Raw genomic sequence first — 17510 nt, 5'->3', positions numbered from 1 at the left:
CAAATCGACTTAAACACATGGATAAAGAGGAAAATACCTGCGCGCTATTCTAACGCATGTCACACTGTTTTGATATTTGTTATCGCTGCTTCTGCTTTTCATTTTTGCCTAAATTTTGACTTTATAGACATCAAAAATATAAATTGCTGTATATAAGTGTTTTATAAATTCTGCTACAGTCAAAATCCTGTAAAAAGGGACCAATTACTAAAATAACATTACGGATAATGGTGACAATAATGACAAGAATTTATCCAGTGTTGGCACTTGTTGCCTGTGCAAACGTAGCCTACGCTCAAGATAATTCCTTTTTGCCAGATGCGAAAATTCCTGCTGGCAGTGCTCAAACGTGGAATGTAGGGGCTGGTGTAACGCAGAAATTACTGCACACCAATTTGGAGTGGGTGAATCCTTATGGCATTGCATACGCAAAAGCTGGGGTATTTATCAATGATGATTACCCTGTAGGTGGTCAGCTGGGTTTTAGATTTCCAGTTCATTTTACTGGTAAAGATAAAAATGGCTATTATCTCGGTGTTTACGCAGGGCATATTGACAGCAAGCAATTAGATGGCGAGTACGAATCTCGCCTTGGTGGTGGTGTAGATCTTGCTTATGTGTTACTTAGTCCTGAGCGAATCAGCACTTTCAGTGTGGGGATTGGCGCAGGGGAAAAACTCGAAGCCAAATCGGGCTATGTGGTTGCAGAAACTGAACCGAGACTACAATTTTCCTATACTCTAAGTTTCGGTTTATAGACACAATATCTTTTTTAAAACGCTATATAATTCAGTTAATAAAATTAAATATGGAAGTTATGCATGCTTGAGTACGTCAATCAGTTGTGGCAAACCTTTTTGAATCGACCTGATTTTTGGGCTGTACTCAGCATTATTCCTGTGACTGCTTTTGTGACTTGGGCACACGTTTGGATGGCCCTGAAAATGGTCTTTTACCCGATTACATTTTGGGGGTTTCATATTGGGCCTTTGCCTGTGGGTTGGCAGGGTATTGTGCCCAGAAAAGCGGGGCGTATTTCAGGCATCATTACGGATAACACCTTATCTAAACTTGGTTCTTTGCGTGAATTTTTAGATGCAATGGATCCTGAGGATATGGCGCGAATCATTGGTGAGCAAGTTGGTTTTGAACTTGAGCACCTGATTGATGAAGTCATGATTGACCGTAATGCTGTACTTTGGGAAAACTTACCTTATTCGATTAAGCGTCGAATTTATGCGCAGGCACACAAACAGCTTCCGGCTGTGCTCAGAGAATTAGTGACCGAACTGACCATGAACGTCGAGTCACTTGTGGATATGCGCGATATGGTGGTCAGCCAAATGGAAGGTGACCGCAGACTAATGGTGCGTATGTTCTTGAAAGTGGGTCAGAAAGAAATCAACTTTATTTGGCATATTAGTGCCCTCATTGGGATGTTCTTTGGTATCTTCCAAATGATTGTTTGGTTTGTGGTGCCATGGCATTGGACCGTGCCATTTTGGGCCGCGGTATGGGGCTTCTTAACCAACTGGATTGCGATTTGGATGGTGTTTAATCCAATTGAGCCACACTATGTTCGATACTTACAACTGACTGAATTAACAAAAGATCGTAAGTTTCCATGGATTAAACCTGTGATTCCGCGCATTGGGACTTATAATGTACAAGGAGCTTTCATGAAGCGCCAAGAAGAAGTGTCTGATGTGTTTGCAAGTGTAGTCACAGAAGACCTGATTACGTTAAAATCCATCATGACTGAAATGATGTATGGCAATAAAAAAGACAAGACCCGTCGTATTGTCAAACGTCATATTAATGAAATCATGGAAACGCCATTGGTGAGAACATCTTTGCAGCTGTCTTTGGGGCCACGTGAATACGCAAAACTCAAGACGGACTTGATTGATCGTTCAATTGAAATTACGATGGTGCCTGTATGCGACCCAGCGTTCAATGCGAGCCGTGCACAGAAAATCTATCAAATGTTTAGAGACCGTATTCGAGAGCTAACACCGAAAGAATTTCAAAACTTATTACGTCCTGCATTTCAGGAAGACGAATGGATTTTGATTTTATTGGGTGGGGTAACGGGCTTCATTGCGGGTACAATACATTTGTTTGTAGCTTTCTTATAATTAGATGCTAAAAATATGTCGAATTTGTCGGCATGTACTAAAGTGTCAAATACATTGTTTAAATGAGGATGTTTTTTTATGCGCATTATCTTACTCGGACCACCTGGAGCAGGTAAAGGTACACAAGCTCAGTTGATCTGTAAGCGCTACAATGTCCCACAAATTTCAACCGGTGATATGCTCCGTGCTGCAATTCGTGAAGGAACTGAACTCGGTCTACAAGCTAAAAGCGTGATGGACAATGGTGGTCTTGTATCTGATGAACTGATCATTGGTTTAGTGAAAGAACGTATTGCACAACCTGACTGTGTAAATGGCTGTATCTTTGATGGTTTCCCTCGTACCATTCCTCAAGCCGAAGCGCTTGAAAATGAAGGCATCAACATTGATCACGTGATTGAAATTGATGTTCCTGACGAAGAAATCGTACAACGTCTTTCTGGTCGTCGTCAGCACCCTGCATCGGGCCGTGTTTATCACATCGTTTACAACCCACCTAAAGTGGAAGGTAAGGACGACGAAACTGGTGAAGAGCTGGTACAACGTCCTGATGACCAAGAAGCAACAATTCGTAAACGTTTAGGTTCATACCACACTGAAACTGAACAGTTGGTTGGTTTCTACCAAGGTCGCGCAGCGTCTGGTGAAAATGCACCAACCTATAACAAGCTGAATGGCTTACGTCCAATTGACGAAGTACAAGCAGATTTGTTTGCGATTCTTGATCAAGACAAATAATTGCATGTTTTAAACATGGCAATGTTTTGACATTGAAAGAGCTCTAAGTCATATTAGGGCTCTTTTTCTTGATCCTGTTAAAATGGAGTCGCGTGTGGCACAAGTTGGAATCATTGTTTTAATTATTGTTGTTGCGGCGGTATTAGTAGGTCTGTTTTATATCAGCGTAAAAATGCTACGCGATGTCAGTAAGCAAGAAAAAATGTCGAAGACGCAGCCAGAACGTCAGTTACATCCGAAGTTGCAGCAAGACTTAAAAGATAAATCAAATCAACAATAAAAAAACTGAACTTTAATGTTCAGCTTCTATCGTCTTTGTGGTAATACGTGCTGCACCAAATTCAAAACGATCTGGCCAGTTACACACATCTGAAACAATACACTCATGGCATTTCGGTTTGCGTGCGATACAGCAGTATCGACCATGTAAAATGAGCCAATGATGCGAGTCAACAATAAATTCTTTCGGTATGACTTTCACTAAACGGTGTTCGACTTCAAGCACATTTTTGCCGACCGCTAATCCCGTACGATTGCCTAAACGAAAAATATGCGTATCGACCGCCATCGTCGGTTGTCCAAAAGCAGTATTTAACACCACATTGGCTGTTTTTCGTCCTACACCGGGCAAGGCTTCTAAATCGGCACGGTTGTTTGGCACGATGCTGTTATGTTTTTCAATCAGTATTTTACAGGCTTTGATCACATTCTCAGCCTTTGCATTATATAAGCCTATGGTTTTAATATAGGTTTTTAAACCATCTACCCCTAAGGCATAAATAGTTTCAGGTGTATTGGCGACTGGAAAGAGTTTATCTGTAGCTTTGTTGACACTCACATCCGTCGCCTGAGCAGACAAGGTCACAGCCACCAACAGCTCAAAAGGACTCGAATAATTCAATTCAGTTTTGGGATTTGGACGTTGTGCGCGTAAACGTTCAAAAAAGATTTGGATTTGCTTTTTGGTCATGTTTTTTACGGGTTTTCCGCTTGTCGTTAGCATGCTTTAAGCTCCCTGTAACTGATGAAGCTGTTGGGCTAAGTCATCTAACAACAGACGTTTTTTCGTATCTTCACGCACGCTGAGCTGCTTTTCTAGTTTTTTGATTTGTACACGTAATTTCGCCAACTCAATGGTGGATTTTGCATCGAGCTTTGCTGCCATTTCTGGCTCTTTGTCGAGTATTTGAATATCAGGTACAGCATCGTTCTGTGCTGAAAACTGCGCAAATAGCGCCGTATCAATTTCTGCACGAAACACTGGACCTTTACGGTGTAGACGCTGTTTTTCCTCACGTTGAATGTGTGCGTAATAGCGTTGTCTTAAACCATCTTGTTCAGCTTTACGCAAGATTTCCGTCGGTATGCCGTTTACATCTGGAATAAGGTCAATACAGTCGACAGGACAAGGCGGAATACACAGTTCACAGCCTGTACACAGATCAGTCAAAATACTGTGCATAAGTTTACCTGAGCCAATAATGGCATCTACAGGACAGGCACTAATACATTTGGTACAACCAATGCATTCATCCTCACGAATGATTGCTTTCATTCTCTGTGGGCGGCCATCGGCTTGAATAGGCCAAACACTTTCTTCTGCAATTAATGCTGGCCGATTGAGCAACTGAGCTAATGCATCGGCTACAGGCTGCCCGCCAGGTACACATTTATTGGCTGCTTCACCTTCGCTGATGGCTTGGGCATAAGGCAGACATCCATCACGATGTCCGCAGAGTCCACATTGGGTTTGGGGAAGGAGAGCATCGATATTTTGGATCAGGGAAATGTGCGAATTCATGCGTAAACCAATCCTGCAACTAAATTTGCAGAGATATTAGGAGAAATAGGTAGATCACTGAATTTTACCATGTTTTTTTTGATTAATCCTGTGTTCTAAAATGGTTCATTAACTGCATCATTTTTGAGCAAAAAAAGATTTTAAACCTGTGTTTTTATTGGTATTTTTTATAACCAATTTCTAGGTATATTTTATATAAATAATTGTTATATAAATGATAAATATGTTTTTTTATAGAAATGTGTTGTGAATTGTTGGTAAAAGATATTTAATTGTTTGCGCCAAAATTTAACATTGTTTATAAAATTTGACCAATTTTGATCCATTTTCTGCTGAGGATTAAGCGTTGAAATATAACAGCCTTAATGAGTTTTTAGATTACGTGAAAACACGTGATGAACATCAACCCGAGTTTCTACAAGCGGTAGAGGAAGTCATGACCAGCCTTTGGCCGTTCATTGAAAAAAATCCTCGTTATGCAGACCACGGCTTGCTAGAACGTTTAGTTGAGCCAGAGCGTGCGATTCAATTCCGTGTTTCATGGGTGGATGATCAAGGTCAAACCCATGTAAACCGTGCTTTCCGTGTTCAATACAACTCGGCAATTGGTCCATTTAAAGGCGGTATGCGTTTTCACCCATCGGTGAATTTATCGATCCTAAAATTTTTAGGCTTTGAGCAAACCTTTAAAAATGCGTTAACCACACTGCCAATGGGCGGTGGTAAAGGCGGTTCAGACTTTGATCCTAAAGGGAAGTCTGAAGGCGAAATTATGCGTTTCTGCCAAGCGCTAATGATTGAGCTATACCGTCACCTAGGTTCAAATACGGATATCCCTGCGGGTGATATTGGTGTGGGTGGCCGTGAAGTGGGTTATATGGCTGGCATGATGAAGAAGTTGAGTAATGACACTTCATCTGTGTTTACGGGTAAAGGTTTGACCTTTGGTGGTTCTTTGGCGCGTCCTGAAGCAACGGGCTACGGCACAGTGTATTTTGCTGAAGAAATGCTGAAAACACGTGGCGACTGCTTCCAAGGCAAAACAGTCACGATTTCTGGTTCTGGTAACGTAGCACAGTACGCTGCTGAAAAAGCAATGTATCTGGGTGCAAAAGTCGTTTCATTGTCTGACTCTGCGGGTACGGTATATGTAAAAGCAGGTTTTACCGATGCTTTACTTGCTGAAGTGATGGAATTGAAAAATGTGAAGCGCGGTCGTATTTCTGAGTTTGCGTCTAAGCATGGCTTTGAATACTTAGAAGGTCAGCGTCCATGGTCTATTCCATGTGATATTGCACTGCCATGTGCAACTCAAAATGAGTTAGATCAGGCAGATGCTGAAGTACTTCTTGCAAATGGAGTGATTTGTGTCGCTGAAGGGGCAAACATGCCTTCTACCTTAGATGCAGTCGAAAAATTCGTTGAAGCGAAAATTTTATACGCACCAGGTAAAGCATCCAATGCGGGTGGTGTTGCGACTTCTGGCTTAGAAATGTCACAAAATGCTTTGCGTTTGGGTTGGACTTTTGAAGAAGTCGATGAGCGCTTACATGCGATCATGAAAGAAATTCACCGTAACTGTGTGAAATACGGTACGCAACCAGACGGTACTGTGAACTATGTCAATGGTGCCAACATTGCAGGCTTTGTAAAAGTTGCCGATGCAATGCTCGCTCAAGGCATATTCTAAGTTTATATACACTTAGAAAAATCTCTATAAAAAACCGAGACGATAGCCTCGGTTTTTTTACAGGTCATTGAACGATTACAATAAACCTTTGACTGCTTCACGTTCAATAATCATGTCTTGAATATAAGCATATTTTGATTGGTCAGCCGCAGGGTTGGCAATTTCATAACGTTTAACACGCACGATTTGACGCTCTTTCGGATTGTGGGTGAAGCCATCAATGTGGTTATAGAATAAAGTCCAGTCTTTATCGACCTGTGTCTTTACGCCATTTTCAGCATATTTAATTTCACGAACTTGTAGGCATTCCATACGGGCAACACCTGCAGAACATGTTTTGGTTTCTGGTGAGATTTCTAAGAAAACAGTTTCACCTTGGCTTTGATATTTCGATTCAGCGGTTTGTTTACCCGTGAATACAATTTTTTCACCTTTTGCCGATACCACGGTCAGTGTTGGTGCATCAGGATCATTTAGGTTTAAAACAAATGGTGCTTTACGGTTGTCAAATAAATCTGCTGCGATGCCTTCCTGAGCCATGGCTTTTGGTTCACATGCCATTTGAGTCGCCATCAGGTTACCCGTCACGATTTGATTATTCTCAACTTTCCAACTGGTACCCATACTGTTACAACTGGTTGCAATGCCTAAGCGACCTGCTTGTTTGTCAAAGTTTAAAACCAAAGGTTTAGGCGCATCTGGGATATTCGCGCTCCAATGGTAGTTTGCGAGTGTTTGATCTGCATTTTGTTGTTGTAGTACAGACACAGCCAAATCTCCTACTTTTTGAATATCAGATGATTGGCAAGCAGCCAGTGCGAGTGGGAAAAGGACAATCGCTAAATATTTTAATTTCATGGCTTACAAGTTCTTGATTTAAAATAACAAGATACATGCTATCCGATGTTATTTTTAAAAGAATGGATACATTCAGTTCTTTTGGGTTTCAAAATGTATCCATAAATATTTTTTTGTTAATATATAAGTAAAATTTATACATTAATCAAAACGGTAAATGTCCATGCCCAGTGCACCCATGGTAAAGCTACTATGCACAATATTAAAACGATGACCTGTACCCATCGCAAAGAATATTGGGGCAAAGTGTTCTAACGTTGGGTGGTTACGACGGACAAAAGGAATCGATTCCCAGTCTAAAATGGCGTCAAAGTCCTGATGGCTAAGTTTCGCGACGACATGATTACGAAACGTCGATGCCCACTCAGGTACCGCTTGTGACTGACCATGCCAAGACAACTCGGCTAAGTTATGGGTAATACTCCCTGAGCCAATCAGCAAGACCTGCTGTTCGCGTAGTGGCGCAAGGGTTTGTCCAATTTTATAAATCTCCTCTGCCGACAGATTCATCGGGAGTGAAATTTCCACCACAGGAATGTCTGCATCTGGATACATATGGAGTAAAGGCATCCAAACGCCATGATCACGCGGACGGGTACTGTTTGCATGAGCTGAAAAACCCGCTTCTGCCAATAAATGTAGAATTTCTTCGGCTAGAACAGGTTGACCGGGTGCTGGGTAGCGAATGTCATAAAGCTCAGCAGGAAAGCCTCGAAAGTCATGCCATGTCTCAGGACGGGCTCCAGTACTTACTTCAAGTGAGTTACTTTCCCAGTGAGCGGACATAATCACAATTGCTTGTGGTGTCGGTAAGTTTAGACCCAAACGATGTAACGCAGGCCCAATTTGCTCTGGATTCAACGCAAGCATGGGAGAGCCATGAGAAATGAATAAGCCGGGTAGCGTTTGTAAGTTCATTGTGAAAGCCTAATAAGGGAAGATGAAAAGAATTTTGTCAGATTCTTATCATCTGTGTAATGGGGGAAATATCAACGTATTGTTCCAAAAATGGAACATTGCTTGAGCTTAACCTGCACGATGATAAGGGTGATTATGGTTAATACTCATCGCACGATAAAGCTGTTCAATCAGCATCACGCGAACCATCGGGTGTGGTAAGGTCAGTTTGGATAAAGACCAATGCCAAGCAGCTGCTTTGCGTACTGCTTCAGAGTGACCGTCAGGCCCACCAATAGCAAGCACAATATCATTGCCCTCAAGCATCCATCCTTTCATGGTTTCTGCCAGTTTTTCGGTGCTAAACTCACGACCGCCGACTTCTAAAGCAATCAGCACTTCGTTGCCTTTCAGTGCATTTAAAATGCTATCACCTTCAATTTGACGGTATTTCAAAATATCTGCTTCTGAATCATTTTTACCGCGTTTTGCCATTGGCAGTTCAATAATCTGCGTTTGCACAAAGGGTTGAATACGTTTGAAATAATCTTCAAAACCAGTCAGTACCCATGCAGGCATTTTTTGACCAATGGTCAGAATACGGATTTTCATAATGGGTCATGTATAAAGAGATGATTCATTATAACGGTGAAAGCAAGGCTTTGCAGTGAGACGAAACAAAATGCAATTGAATTCACTGAACTAATGTTGCTTAATTCAACAGATGAGAGGAATAAGAAATACTTGGAATAATAACAATGTGGCTCAAAACTTTAAAAAAACAGGCTTTTTTGTTGATTGTTGTACTGGGTACTTTCACAGGGCAGGTGTTTGCAAGCAACGTCAAAATGGCTGATGAACAAAATCTACAAGTTTATTTGGAGCAAGTGATTGGTCAGGGCAAAGCACGTAACTATAAAAACCTTGATGAACTAAACCGTGTCTCTGCATGGATCAAGGAACAAATGCGCTTATTGGGCGTTCCGTGTCACTATCAAAACTTTACAGCCAATCAGCAAATCTACCGAAATGTAGTGTGCAGTTTAAACGTCGGACGTGTAGACCGCGTGATTGTTGGGGCACATTATGACGTCTTTGGCGATCAAGATGGTGCAGATGACAATGCCTCTGGCGTTGCTGGTGTGATTGAAACGGCGCGTATTTTGGCAGAGCAAAAGTCTAAATTGCCCAACAATGTGGACTTTGTGTTCTATAGTTTAGAAGAACCACCGTTTTCTAAAACTGAACAAATGGGCAGCTATGTGCATGCGAAATCGGTTCAGTCACAAAAAGATAAGATTAAAGGCGTGTATATTTTAGAAATGATCGGGTTCTTTAGCGAACAACCCATCCAAAGCTATCCTGTGGGCTTAAAGTGGATTTATCCAACCCATGGTAATTTTATTGCGACAGTGAGTAATGTCAGTTCACGTGATTTAGGCGCAGGCTATTGTACAGCGATGCAGCAACTTGATCAGTTAGAATGTCAGCGTTTGGTTGCTCCGAGCTTTGCCAACGCTTTTGATTTTTCAGATCATTTGAATTATTGGGAGTTTGATATCCCTGCAGTGATGATTACCGATACGGCATTTTATCGAAATGGTCACTACCATACCAAAGCAGACCGCTTAGCGACGTTGAATTTGTCCAAAATGGCGAATGTGATCGATGGGCTGGTACAGCATTTATTGAAACCTTAATGTATTTTGAGCCATAAAAAACGCAGTTCCCAAGTAGCGAGAACTGCGATAAAAGGTCATCCGTCTGGAGAATCAGATGACCATGCAATTTCAAATCATCAATAAAAAGAAACATACAGCGCGTATCTGTTCTTATTATTTATATCGGGCTTTTTATCGATTTTTCAAGTCTGAGTCATGATTGCAGAAAAGGTTTAATACAAAAATTCAAACCAACTAAGCGAAAATTTGGAGTTTCATTCGTTTCACGTCATGGAATGTAGGCCAATCATATTTCCTTCGCTATCAAAGGCCAGCACAATAAAACCATATTCACCAATGGCCGTTTTTGCTTCATGAATTTTTCCGCCAGACTCAACAAGCTGGCTCGCTTCATTCGCACAATCATCACATGAAAAATAGATTAAGGTACTGTTTCCTCCTGCTGATAGGCCTGGCATTTTCACCAGTGCACCTGAAGCGCCATAGGCTTGCATGTCTGAGGGGAAAGCCCACATTTGCAGTGAATTATCATCCGCTGGTGGGGTTAATTCCGTTAATTGAATATTAAAAACAGATTCATAAAATTGTTTGGCACGAGATAAGTCATCCACATAAATTTCAAACCAGCCAATCGGGTTTTTCATTTTAGTTGTCCTACATGTATCCCTTGATCAAATTATTGTAGGAAATAAAAGCATAAAGATGTGTGGTGTTATCTACAGTAAATTGTAATAAAAAAGAGAGCCGAAGCTCTCTTTTTTTTAAGATGCAGAATTAGTGGCGTGCAGCTTTTTTGCCTTCGTCGACAGCTTTCACAATTGGTGCTTTGACCAAAGGTTCAGGCATAGAGGTCAACGCCAGTGGTAAAATCTCATCAATCGATTTCACCGCTTTAATCTCTAAACCTTCTTTAACATTGTCAGGGATTTCAGATAAATCACGGACGTTGTCTTGAGGAATGAAGACCAGCTTAATTCCACCACGGTGTGCAGCCAGTAGTTTCTCTTTCAAGCCACCAATGCGCATTGCACGACCACCGAGACTGGTTTCACCTGTCATGGCAATATCTGGACGAATTGGGATGCCTGTGAAAGCAGAAACCAATGCAGTTGTTAACGCTAAACCTGCAGAAGGGCCATCTTTCGGTGTTGCACCTTCTGGTAAGTGGACGTGAACATCGGTTTCTTCGAAACGTGTCGACTCGATACCCAATTCATCTGCACGGGTACGCACGACAGTCATAGCAGCGGTAATCGACTCTTTCATTACATCGCCGAGTGAACCCGTGGTAATGAATTTACCTTTACCTTTACCTTTGACCGCTGCAACTTCAATGGTCAACAACTCACCACCCACTGAAGTCCACGCTAAACCGTTAACACGACCGACTTGAGCTTCATCTTCCGCCATACCAAAGTCAAACTTATGTGGACCTAAGTAGTCTGGAAGATTGGCCGAAGTCACATCAACTTGCAGGTTTTTCGCTTTCTTGCTGACCGCTTCTTTTACAACTTTACGGGCAATTTTAGAGACTTCACGTTCTAAGCTACGTACACCAGCTTCACGTGTATAACGTTGCACGATGTCACGAATTGCTTCTTCATGAACAGTCAATTCTTTCGCACGTAGACCATTGTTCTTCATTGCTTTCGGAACAAGGTAACGCTCAGCAATATTGACTTTTTCATCTTCGGTATAACCCGGTAGACGAATCACTTCCATACGGTCAAGCAAGGCTTCAGGAATATTCATGCTGTTTGCAGTACAGATGAACATCACTTCAGACAAGTCCAGATCAAGATCTAAATAGTGATCGTTAAACTTGCTGTTCTGTGATGGATCGAGTACTTCAAGCAACGCAGAAGCAGGGTCGCCGCGGTAGTCTTGCGCCATCTTGTCGATTTCATCGAGCAAGAACAAAGGGTTCTTCACGCCGACCTTTGTTAAAGACTGCACAATTTTACCCGGCATCGCACCGATATAAGTACGACGGTGACCACGGATTTCCGCTTCGTCACGTACGCCACCGAGTGCCATACGTACAAACTCACGACCTGTCGCTTTCGCAACCGATTCACCCAGTGAAGTTTTACCTACACCTGGAGGGCCAACCAAACAAAGGATTGGGCCTTTGAGTTTTTTCACGCGAGATTGAACTGCGAGATATTCCACGATACGATCTTTCACGTCGTCTAAGCCGTAATGATCCGCATCGAGAATTTCTTGCGCTTTGCTTAAGTTAATGCTGACTTTGCTGGCTTTATTCCAAGGCGTATCTAAAATAGCCTCGATATAATTGCGCACCACAGCCGCTTCACTTGATGCAGGTTGCATTGCTTTGAGTTTACGGAATTCGCTTTCCGCTTTTTTACGCACATGTTCAGGCAAATCAGCTTCGGCAAGACGTTTTTCAATTTCAGCAACGTCATCTTCCGCGCCGCCATTCATGTCAGAAAGCTCACGCTGAATCACCTTCATCTTTTCATTGAGGAAGTATTCGCGTTGATTTTTCTCCATTTGACGCTTCACTGAGTCATGTAAAGTTTGCTCAATCTGTTGTTCTTCAGATTGCTGCAATAAATACGTCATCAGTTCTTGTAGATGTGCTTCAAACTCATCGTGTTCGAGGAATTTTTGCTTCACATCAATATTTAGTGGAACACGGGTCGCTACGAAGAATAACAATTGGAGTAAATCGTCAATCTTGTTCGCAGCAGCAACCAATTCACGCGCATTACGCAGTTTTGCTTCAGCATATTGAGCAAACAGAGCACGTAACTCTTGTACACGTGTTTCTTGCGTGGTTTCGTCAATGTGGACTGACATTGGGCTAAGCGCATGTTCTGCGGTTAGATAATCATTTTCATCAATGATTTTTTCTAGCTTTGAACGATGCAAGCCTTCAATTAATACTTTTATACAGTTTTCATCATTTTCATGATTCACAACTTGCACAATCTTCGCGACAGTACCGTATTGATATAAGTTGTCGTGATCAATTTCTTCTGAAAGAGAATCTTTTTGAGCAACTACAAATACTAGATTGTCACTGTTACGAGCCACATCAACTGCATTGATCGATTTTTCACGACCTACAAATAGCGCGATTTGCATGTGTGGATACACCACCACATCACGTAACGCTAAAAGTGGTAATACACTTGGAACCTGAGGCTCTAAGGTTTCTTGATTCATAATAATTTCAGACATGGGCACTCCTAATGAGTGACAACGGTGTTGCCATGTTTTTTATAGTGATGGGTATTTTAAAAAATACAAGGGCAGGTCAAAATAAATTGTATAAAAAATGACTAAACATGTGATTTTTAAGTATTCTCAACAGTCAAAAATGTCAATTTTAGCGCTTGAAGCGTAAATGCTGTTGAGGGGTCAGCAGCCCATCCAAAGGTTGATCCCATGTTTCTCGAATCAAGCGCTGTGGCACCAGTTGAAAGTGATGGGCCAAACCCAAACGAAATGGACGGTGATAGCGTGCAGAAGCCAGGGTTTTGTCGTAAAAACCTCCGCCCATGCCAATGCGTGTGCCATAAGGATCACAAGCCAATAAGGGCATGAGTAGCAGGTCTAAATGTGAAACGTGCTGGCCACGTGTTGCCATGGGCTCTTGCATACCCAGTGGATGGTGGGAAAAGCGTTTATTTTGAAATTGATGACGTGAAATTTTGACCCATGCTAAACGCTGGTTCATATTGCAAATCATCGGTAAATACACCGACTTTTTTTGATGAAAACAATATTCAATGATTTTATGGGTCTGAATTTCCCCAAAGGCATGTAGATAGATCCCGACACGGGTGGCATGTTTGAATTCGGGCACACGTCTTAAACGTTGTAAAATTTGCAATTCGGACTGCTGCTGTTGATAGGCGGAAACTTGTCTGCGTTGTTTGCGAAGCTGTTTTCTGAGTTGGGCAAGTTCAATCGACATGGTGAACGCAGTCCTGAGTATCGAAATAGTGAGTGTGAAAGTGATCGCCAAATTTAAAAGATGGTATCTGTTTATGGCGTAGTCGTTGAACCTTTTTTCAGTTCTTGCAAAATTGGGCAGCAACTGTCGGTGGTGGTTTTACATTCATCCACCCAGCTTGAAAGGCGTTGTTTCAAAGCATTCAGCTCTTGAATCCGTTGATCAATTTTTTCCAGTCGTTGCTGAATCACATCACGGACTTTTTCGCGATCATCCAGTTGCAAATGCAATAGATCTTGAATTTCGCTGAGCTGTAAGCCCGCATCTTTGCCTTTTTGTATAAAGCTTAAAGTTTCAATATCTTGCTGACTATAGTAGCGATAGTTTTGCGTGGTTTCAGGAATACGCATCAGACCGATCCGTTGATAATAACGAATCGTTTCCACATTCACCTGACAGTGTTTTGCCAGCTTGCCGATAGTGAGCATAAAATAATCTCCAAAAGGCTTGACTCAGTACCTAGGTACAGACTTTATGCTAACACAATCAAAAAATAAAAGGTGAGTCAGAATGAGTGAACAACACAAGACTTCTTGCTGTTCCAAACAGAAATTAGCGCCGATGGTGGTGAATATCGATCCTGTCTGTGGGATGACGGTCGCAGAGGACTCTCCTCATGTGTATGAGCATCAATCCGTTCGTTATTTGTTTTGTTGTTCAGGCTGTTTAAAGAAATTTTCGGCCAATCCAGAGGCTTACTTAACATCAGAAAGAGCGCCCAGTGTTTGTTGTAGTCAATCCAAAACAGATATAAGCGATGCTTCATCTCAGGGGAAAGAGGAAAGTGCTGTAGTTACTTCCAAAGGTTGTGGTTGCGGATCAAAACCTGTGTCAGATGCAGAGAAGACCACATTTATTGACCCTGTGTGTGGCATGACTGTAACTGATTTAACTAAACCGCATACCGAGTGGCAGGGACAGGACTACTATTTTTGTAGTGAAAAATGTTTGCAAAAGTTTATTGCAACCCCAGAGGCTTATGTAAAAACTGAAGATGCAGTATCGGTGTCTACTTCTACTGCGGGCTGTTGTGGTTCAACTCCGAAAGAGGCAGAGAAAAAAGCATCCTGTTGTGAGCCTAAGCCGCAAACAGAATCAGACAACAAAGCAAGTTGCTGTGGTGGAGGAAAGCATGAACATACTGCTCCATCTGGATCAGCTGAGTTTATTGACCCCGTATGTGGTATGTCAGTCGATCCTAATACAGAGTTAAAAACGGATTATCAGCAACAGATTTATTATTTCTGTAATCCTTCTTGCTTAGATAAGTTTAAAGGGGATCCTGAGTTTTATCTGATTCCACCCGATCAGCGTCCTGTACCTGAAGGGGCTGCGGATATGGACTATACCTGTCCGATGGACCCTGAAATTGTACAAAAGGGACCGGGGACGTGTCCGATTTGTGGTATGGCACTCGAGCCGATGCAACCGACTTTAGATGATGCACCCAACCCAGAGTTGGTGGACTTTAGCCATCGCTTTTGGATGACCTTGCCACTGACGTTGATCGTGTTTGTACTGGCGATGGGTTCACATATTCACAGTTTCATTTCACCGCATATTCAGCCGTGGATTGAGCTGGTCCTCGCGACCCCAGTGGTGTTGTGGGCAGGTAAACCCTTTATTGAACGTTGCTGGACTTCGTATAAAACCCGCAACTTAAATATGTGGAGCCTGATTGGTGTTGGGGTGTTAGCGGCCTATATTTATAGTGTGGTGGCAACGATTTTCCCAAGTGTGATTCCAATGGAAGCCAAAACTGGGCATGGCGTTGCAGTGTACTTTGAAGCAGCCTGTATGATCGTATCTTTAAGTTTGCTCGGTCAAATCATGGAGTTAAAGGCGCGTGCTAAGACCGCAGACTCACTCAAAGCCTTACTCAAACTGCAAGCCAACACAGCCAAGTTGGTTCAAAATGATCAAGTGGTTGAAGTTGATATTGGTATGGTCAAACAAGGCGATATTTTACAAATTTCCTCGGGCGAGCAGATCCCACTAGATGGTGTGGTGGTTGAAGGCAAAACCTATGTCGATGAAGCCATGATGACCGGTGAACCTGTGCCTGTGAAAAAGCAAGTGCATGACACGGTGATCGGCGGGACGGTCAATCAACAAGGCAGTATTCGTATTCAAACTACGGCGGTCGGGGCGAATACCACTTTGGCGAAAATGATTCAAACGGTAGCAGAAGCACAGCGTTCTAAAGCACCGTTACAACGTTTGGCCGATGTGTTTGCCAAGTACTTTGTCATCATTGTGCTATTGATTAGTGTGTTGACCTTTGCCGCTTGGATGGTGTTTGGTGGGGCGCAATTTGATCTGGCACTGATGTGTGCGGTGGCGGTCCTGATTATTGCCTGCCCATGTGCGCTGGGTTTAGCGACGCCAATGTCAGTAATGGCCACGACAGGGCGTGCAGCGCAGAAAGGGGTACTGTTTAAGGATGCAGAAGCGATTGAAGCTTTAAGTAAAGTGAATACCCTGATTGTCGATAAAACAGGGACTTTGACGGAAGGTAAACCAAGCCTGAAAGAAATTCAGTTGCTCAGCCCAAATGTGGAACAAGCGCAAGTGGAACAGTGGATTGCCTCGATTGAGCAGTATTCTAGTCATCCGATTGCCCAGACTTTGACACAGTTGGTCCCAGCGCAGCAATTGCTTAAAGTGGCAGACTTTGAGGATGTGACTGGTTTTGGCGTCAAAGGGCAAATTGGCGAGCAAACCCTCTATATTGGTAGCCAAAAGCTGCTTGAGCAACTCGGCATTACTTTGGATGATACTTTGCAAAGCCAGTTGAACCAGCAGCGTACGACAGGCAATGTGATCAGTTTCTTAAGCAATAGCCAAGAAGTGCTGGCTTATATTTCTATTCACGATGCGATTAAGGCCAATGCGCAGCAAGTCATTCAACAGCTGATTGATGATGGTGTTGAAGTGGTGATGGCAACAGGTGACCACGAACAAAATGCCCAGTTGGTGGCTAAGGAGTTGGGTATTCAACAAGTCTATGGCAACTGTACACCAACTGAAAAACTGGAGATCGTGAAGAAATATCAGGCTCAAGGTAAGATTGTCGCGATGGCGGGAGATGGCATTAACGATGCACCTGCTTTGGCACAAGCCAATGTCGGAATTGCCATGGGCAACGGAACTGATATCGCAAAACAAACCGCGCAAGTGACCTTGGTTAAAGGTGATATTCGTGGTGCAGCCGATGCGCTACATATGGCGAAACTGGGTGTGCGGAATATGAAACAGAACCTTGCTTTTTCCTTTGTGTATAACGGTTTGGGTGTACCTGTGGCAGCAGGAATTTTCTATCCATTAACAGGGTTATTACTCACCCCAATGTTCGCTGCGGTGGCGATGTCATTGAGCTCATTGTCCGTAGTCTTAAATGCTTTACGTTTACAGAAGAGTAAATAAGCGCTTTTAGATTTTTACACTCTCTTTTCAGTTGAGTTTAAAAAAGCATCTTTTTAACAAAGGTGCTTTTTTTATGATGATTCGTGCTGGAATGAAGCGCAGCACGAATAAATATTGCTTTTTACAAGTGTCTTTTTTGATTCAACTTGATTTAAAGAGCCTTGATCCGGTTAGACCGAGTAAGGTTGTAAAAGACGCAAAATTGATGTATTTGGGCAAGGCATAGCGCTTGAATGAGCGTCATCTCGTAAGACATTTTGAAATTATATAAAACAGGAACTTAAAAAATAGG

General features: G+C 42.4%; 17 protein-coding genes. 8 read left to right on the top strand and 9 right to left on the bottom strand.

Annotation, left to right across the window (positions count from 1 at the left end; translation table 11 throughout):
* Positions 1–239: 239 nt before the first annotated feature.
* From F986_RS09175 to F986_RS09160, 4 genes are all read left to right on the top strand, one after another.
* On the top strand, positions 240–758 hold the full coding sequence (locus F986_RS09175; protein ID WP_004694307.1) for a hypothetical protein: 519 nt from the start codon (positions 240–242) through the stop codon (positions 756–758).
* A gap of 63 nt (positions 759–821) precedes the next feature.
* Positions 822–2138, top strand: coding sequence for a DUF445 domain-containing protein (locus F986_RS09170; RefSeq protein WP_004694304.1), 1317 nt, complete (start codon positions 822–824; stop codon positions 2136–2138).
* A gap of 78 nt (positions 2139–2216) precedes the next feature.
* The gene (adk, locus tag F986_RS09165) at positions 2217–2876 is read left to right on the top strand and encodes an adenylate kinase (protein ID WP_004694303.1); all 660 of its coding nucleotides are present in this window, start codon (positions 2217–2219) and stop codon (positions 2874–2876) included.
* 94 nt (positions 2877–2970) lie between these two features.
* On the top strand, positions 2971–3156 hold the full coding sequence (locus F986_RS09160; RefSeq protein ID WP_004694300.1) for a hypothetical protein: 186 nt from the start codon (positions 2971–2973) through the stop codon (positions 3154–3156).
* A 12-nt stretch (positions 3157–3168) separates the two neighbouring features.
* Here F986_RS09160 and nth read toward each other — a convergent pair whose 3' ends face one another.
* A complete protein-coding gene (gene nth / locus F986_RS09155; protein ID WP_004694297.1) occupies positions 3169–3879 on the bottom strand; it encodes an endonuclease III in 711 nt (236 codons plus the stop codon).
* Positions 3880–3882: 3 nt separating this feature from the next.
* A complete protein-coding gene (locus F986_RS09150) occupies positions 3883–4677 on the bottom strand; it encodes an RnfABCDGE type electron transport complex subunit B (RefSeq protein ID WP_004694294.1) in 795 nt (264 codons plus the stop codon).
* A 346-nt stretch (positions 4678–5023) separates the two neighbouring features.
* Here F986_RS09150 and gdhA point away from each other — a divergent pair, with 346 nt between their 5' ends.
* Positions 5024–6367 (top strand): NADP-specific glutamate dehydrogenase, encoded by a 1344-nt coding sequence (gene gdhA / locus F986_RS09145; RefSeq protein ID WP_004694293.1) that lies wholly within the window; start codon positions 5024–5026, stop codon positions 6365–6367.
* Positions 6368–6442: 75 nt separating this feature from the next.
* Here the strand turns inward: gdhA and F986_RS09140 are convergent, their stop codons facing one another.
* From F986_RS09140 to rlmH, 3 genes are all read right to left on the bottom strand, one after another.
* Positions 6443–7225, bottom strand: coding sequence for an META and DUF4377 domain-containing protein (locus F986_RS09140; RefSeq protein ID WP_004694290.1), 783 nt, complete (start codon positions 7223–7225; stop codon positions 6443–6445).
* 141 nt (positions 7226–7366) lie between these two features.
* Positions 7367–8143 (bottom strand): dioxygenase family protein, encoded by a 777-nt coding sequence (locus F986_RS09135; RefSeq protein WP_004694289.1) that lies wholly within the window; start codon positions 8141–8143, stop codon positions 7367–7369.
* A 108-nt stretch (positions 8144–8251) separates the two neighbouring features.
* Positions 8252–8734, bottom strand: a complete 483-nt coding sequence (gene rlmH, locus F986_RS09130) for a 23S rRNA (pseudouridine(1915)-N(3))-methyltransferase RlmH (protein WP_004694286.1) — start codon at positions 8732–8734, stop codon at positions 8252–8254.
* Between the two features lie 146 nt (positions 8735–8880).
* Between rlmH and F986_RS09125 the strand changes: the two genes are divergently transcribed.
* Positions 8881–9822, top strand: coding sequence for a M28 family peptidase (locus F986_RS09125; RefSeq protein ID WP_004694285.1), 942 nt, complete (start codon positions 8881–8883; stop codon positions 9820–9822).
* A gap of 245 nt (positions 9823–10067) precedes the next feature.
* Here F986_RS09125 and F986_RS09120 read toward each other — a convergent pair whose 3' ends face one another.
* The 4 genes from F986_RS09120 to F986_RS09105 all read right to left on the bottom strand — a co-directional run bounded on the left by F986_RS09120 (position 10068) and on the right by F986_RS09105 (position 14220).
* Positions 10068–10448: a VOC family protein gene (locus F986_RS09120; protein WP_004694283.1), complete on the bottom strand. Its 381-nt coding sequence runs from the start codon at positions 10446–10448 to the stop codon at positions 10068–10070.
* 130 nt (positions 10449–10578) lie between these two features.
* Positions 10579–13014 carry an endopeptidase La gene (lon, locus tag F986_RS09115; protein WP_004694281.1) on the bottom strand — a complete coding sequence of 812 codons (2436 nt, stop codon included), beginning with the start codon at positions 13012–13014 and terminating at the stop codon, positions 10579–10581.
* Positions 13015–13162: 148 nt separating this feature from the next.
* Positions 13163–13753 (bottom strand): 5-formyltetrahydrofolate cyclo-ligase, encoded by a 591-nt coding sequence (locus F986_RS09110; protein WP_004694280.1) that lies wholly within the window; start codon positions 13751–13753, stop codon positions 13163–13165.
* A gap of 71 nt (positions 13754–13824) precedes the next feature.
* Positions 13825–14220, bottom strand: a complete 396-nt coding sequence (locus tag F986_RS09105; RefSeq protein WP_004694277.1) for a MerR family transcriptional regulator — start codon at positions 14218–14220, stop codon at positions 13825–13827.
* A gap of 82 nt (positions 14221–14302) precedes the next feature.
* Between F986_RS09105 and F986_RS09100 the strand changes: the two genes are divergently transcribed.
* Together F986_RS09100 and F986_RS18425 are read left to right on the top strand one after the other, a co-directional pair.
* Entirely contained in the window at positions 14303–17218 is a 2916-nt protein-coding gene (locus F986_RS09100; protein ID WP_004694276.1) for a heavy metal translocating P-type ATPase, read from the top strand.
* Positions 17219–17291: 73 nt separating this feature from the next.
* Positions 17292–17444: a hypothetical protein gene (locus F986_RS18425; RefSeq protein WP_004694274.1), complete on the top strand. Its 153-nt coding sequence runs from the start codon at positions 17292–17294 to the stop codon at positions 17442–17444.
* The last annotated feature ends 66 nt before the right edge of the window (positions 17445–17510 follow it).

The sequence above is a fragment of the Acinetobacter johnsonii CIP 64.6 genome, assembly GCF_000368045.1.
Lineage (GTDB): Bacteria > Pseudomonadota > Gammaproteobacteria > Pseudomonadales > Moraxellaceae > Acinetobacter > Acinetobacter johnsonii.
The sequence above is the reverse complement of the archived record's forward strand: the minus strand, read 5'-3'. Positions and strand labels throughout refer to the sequence as shown.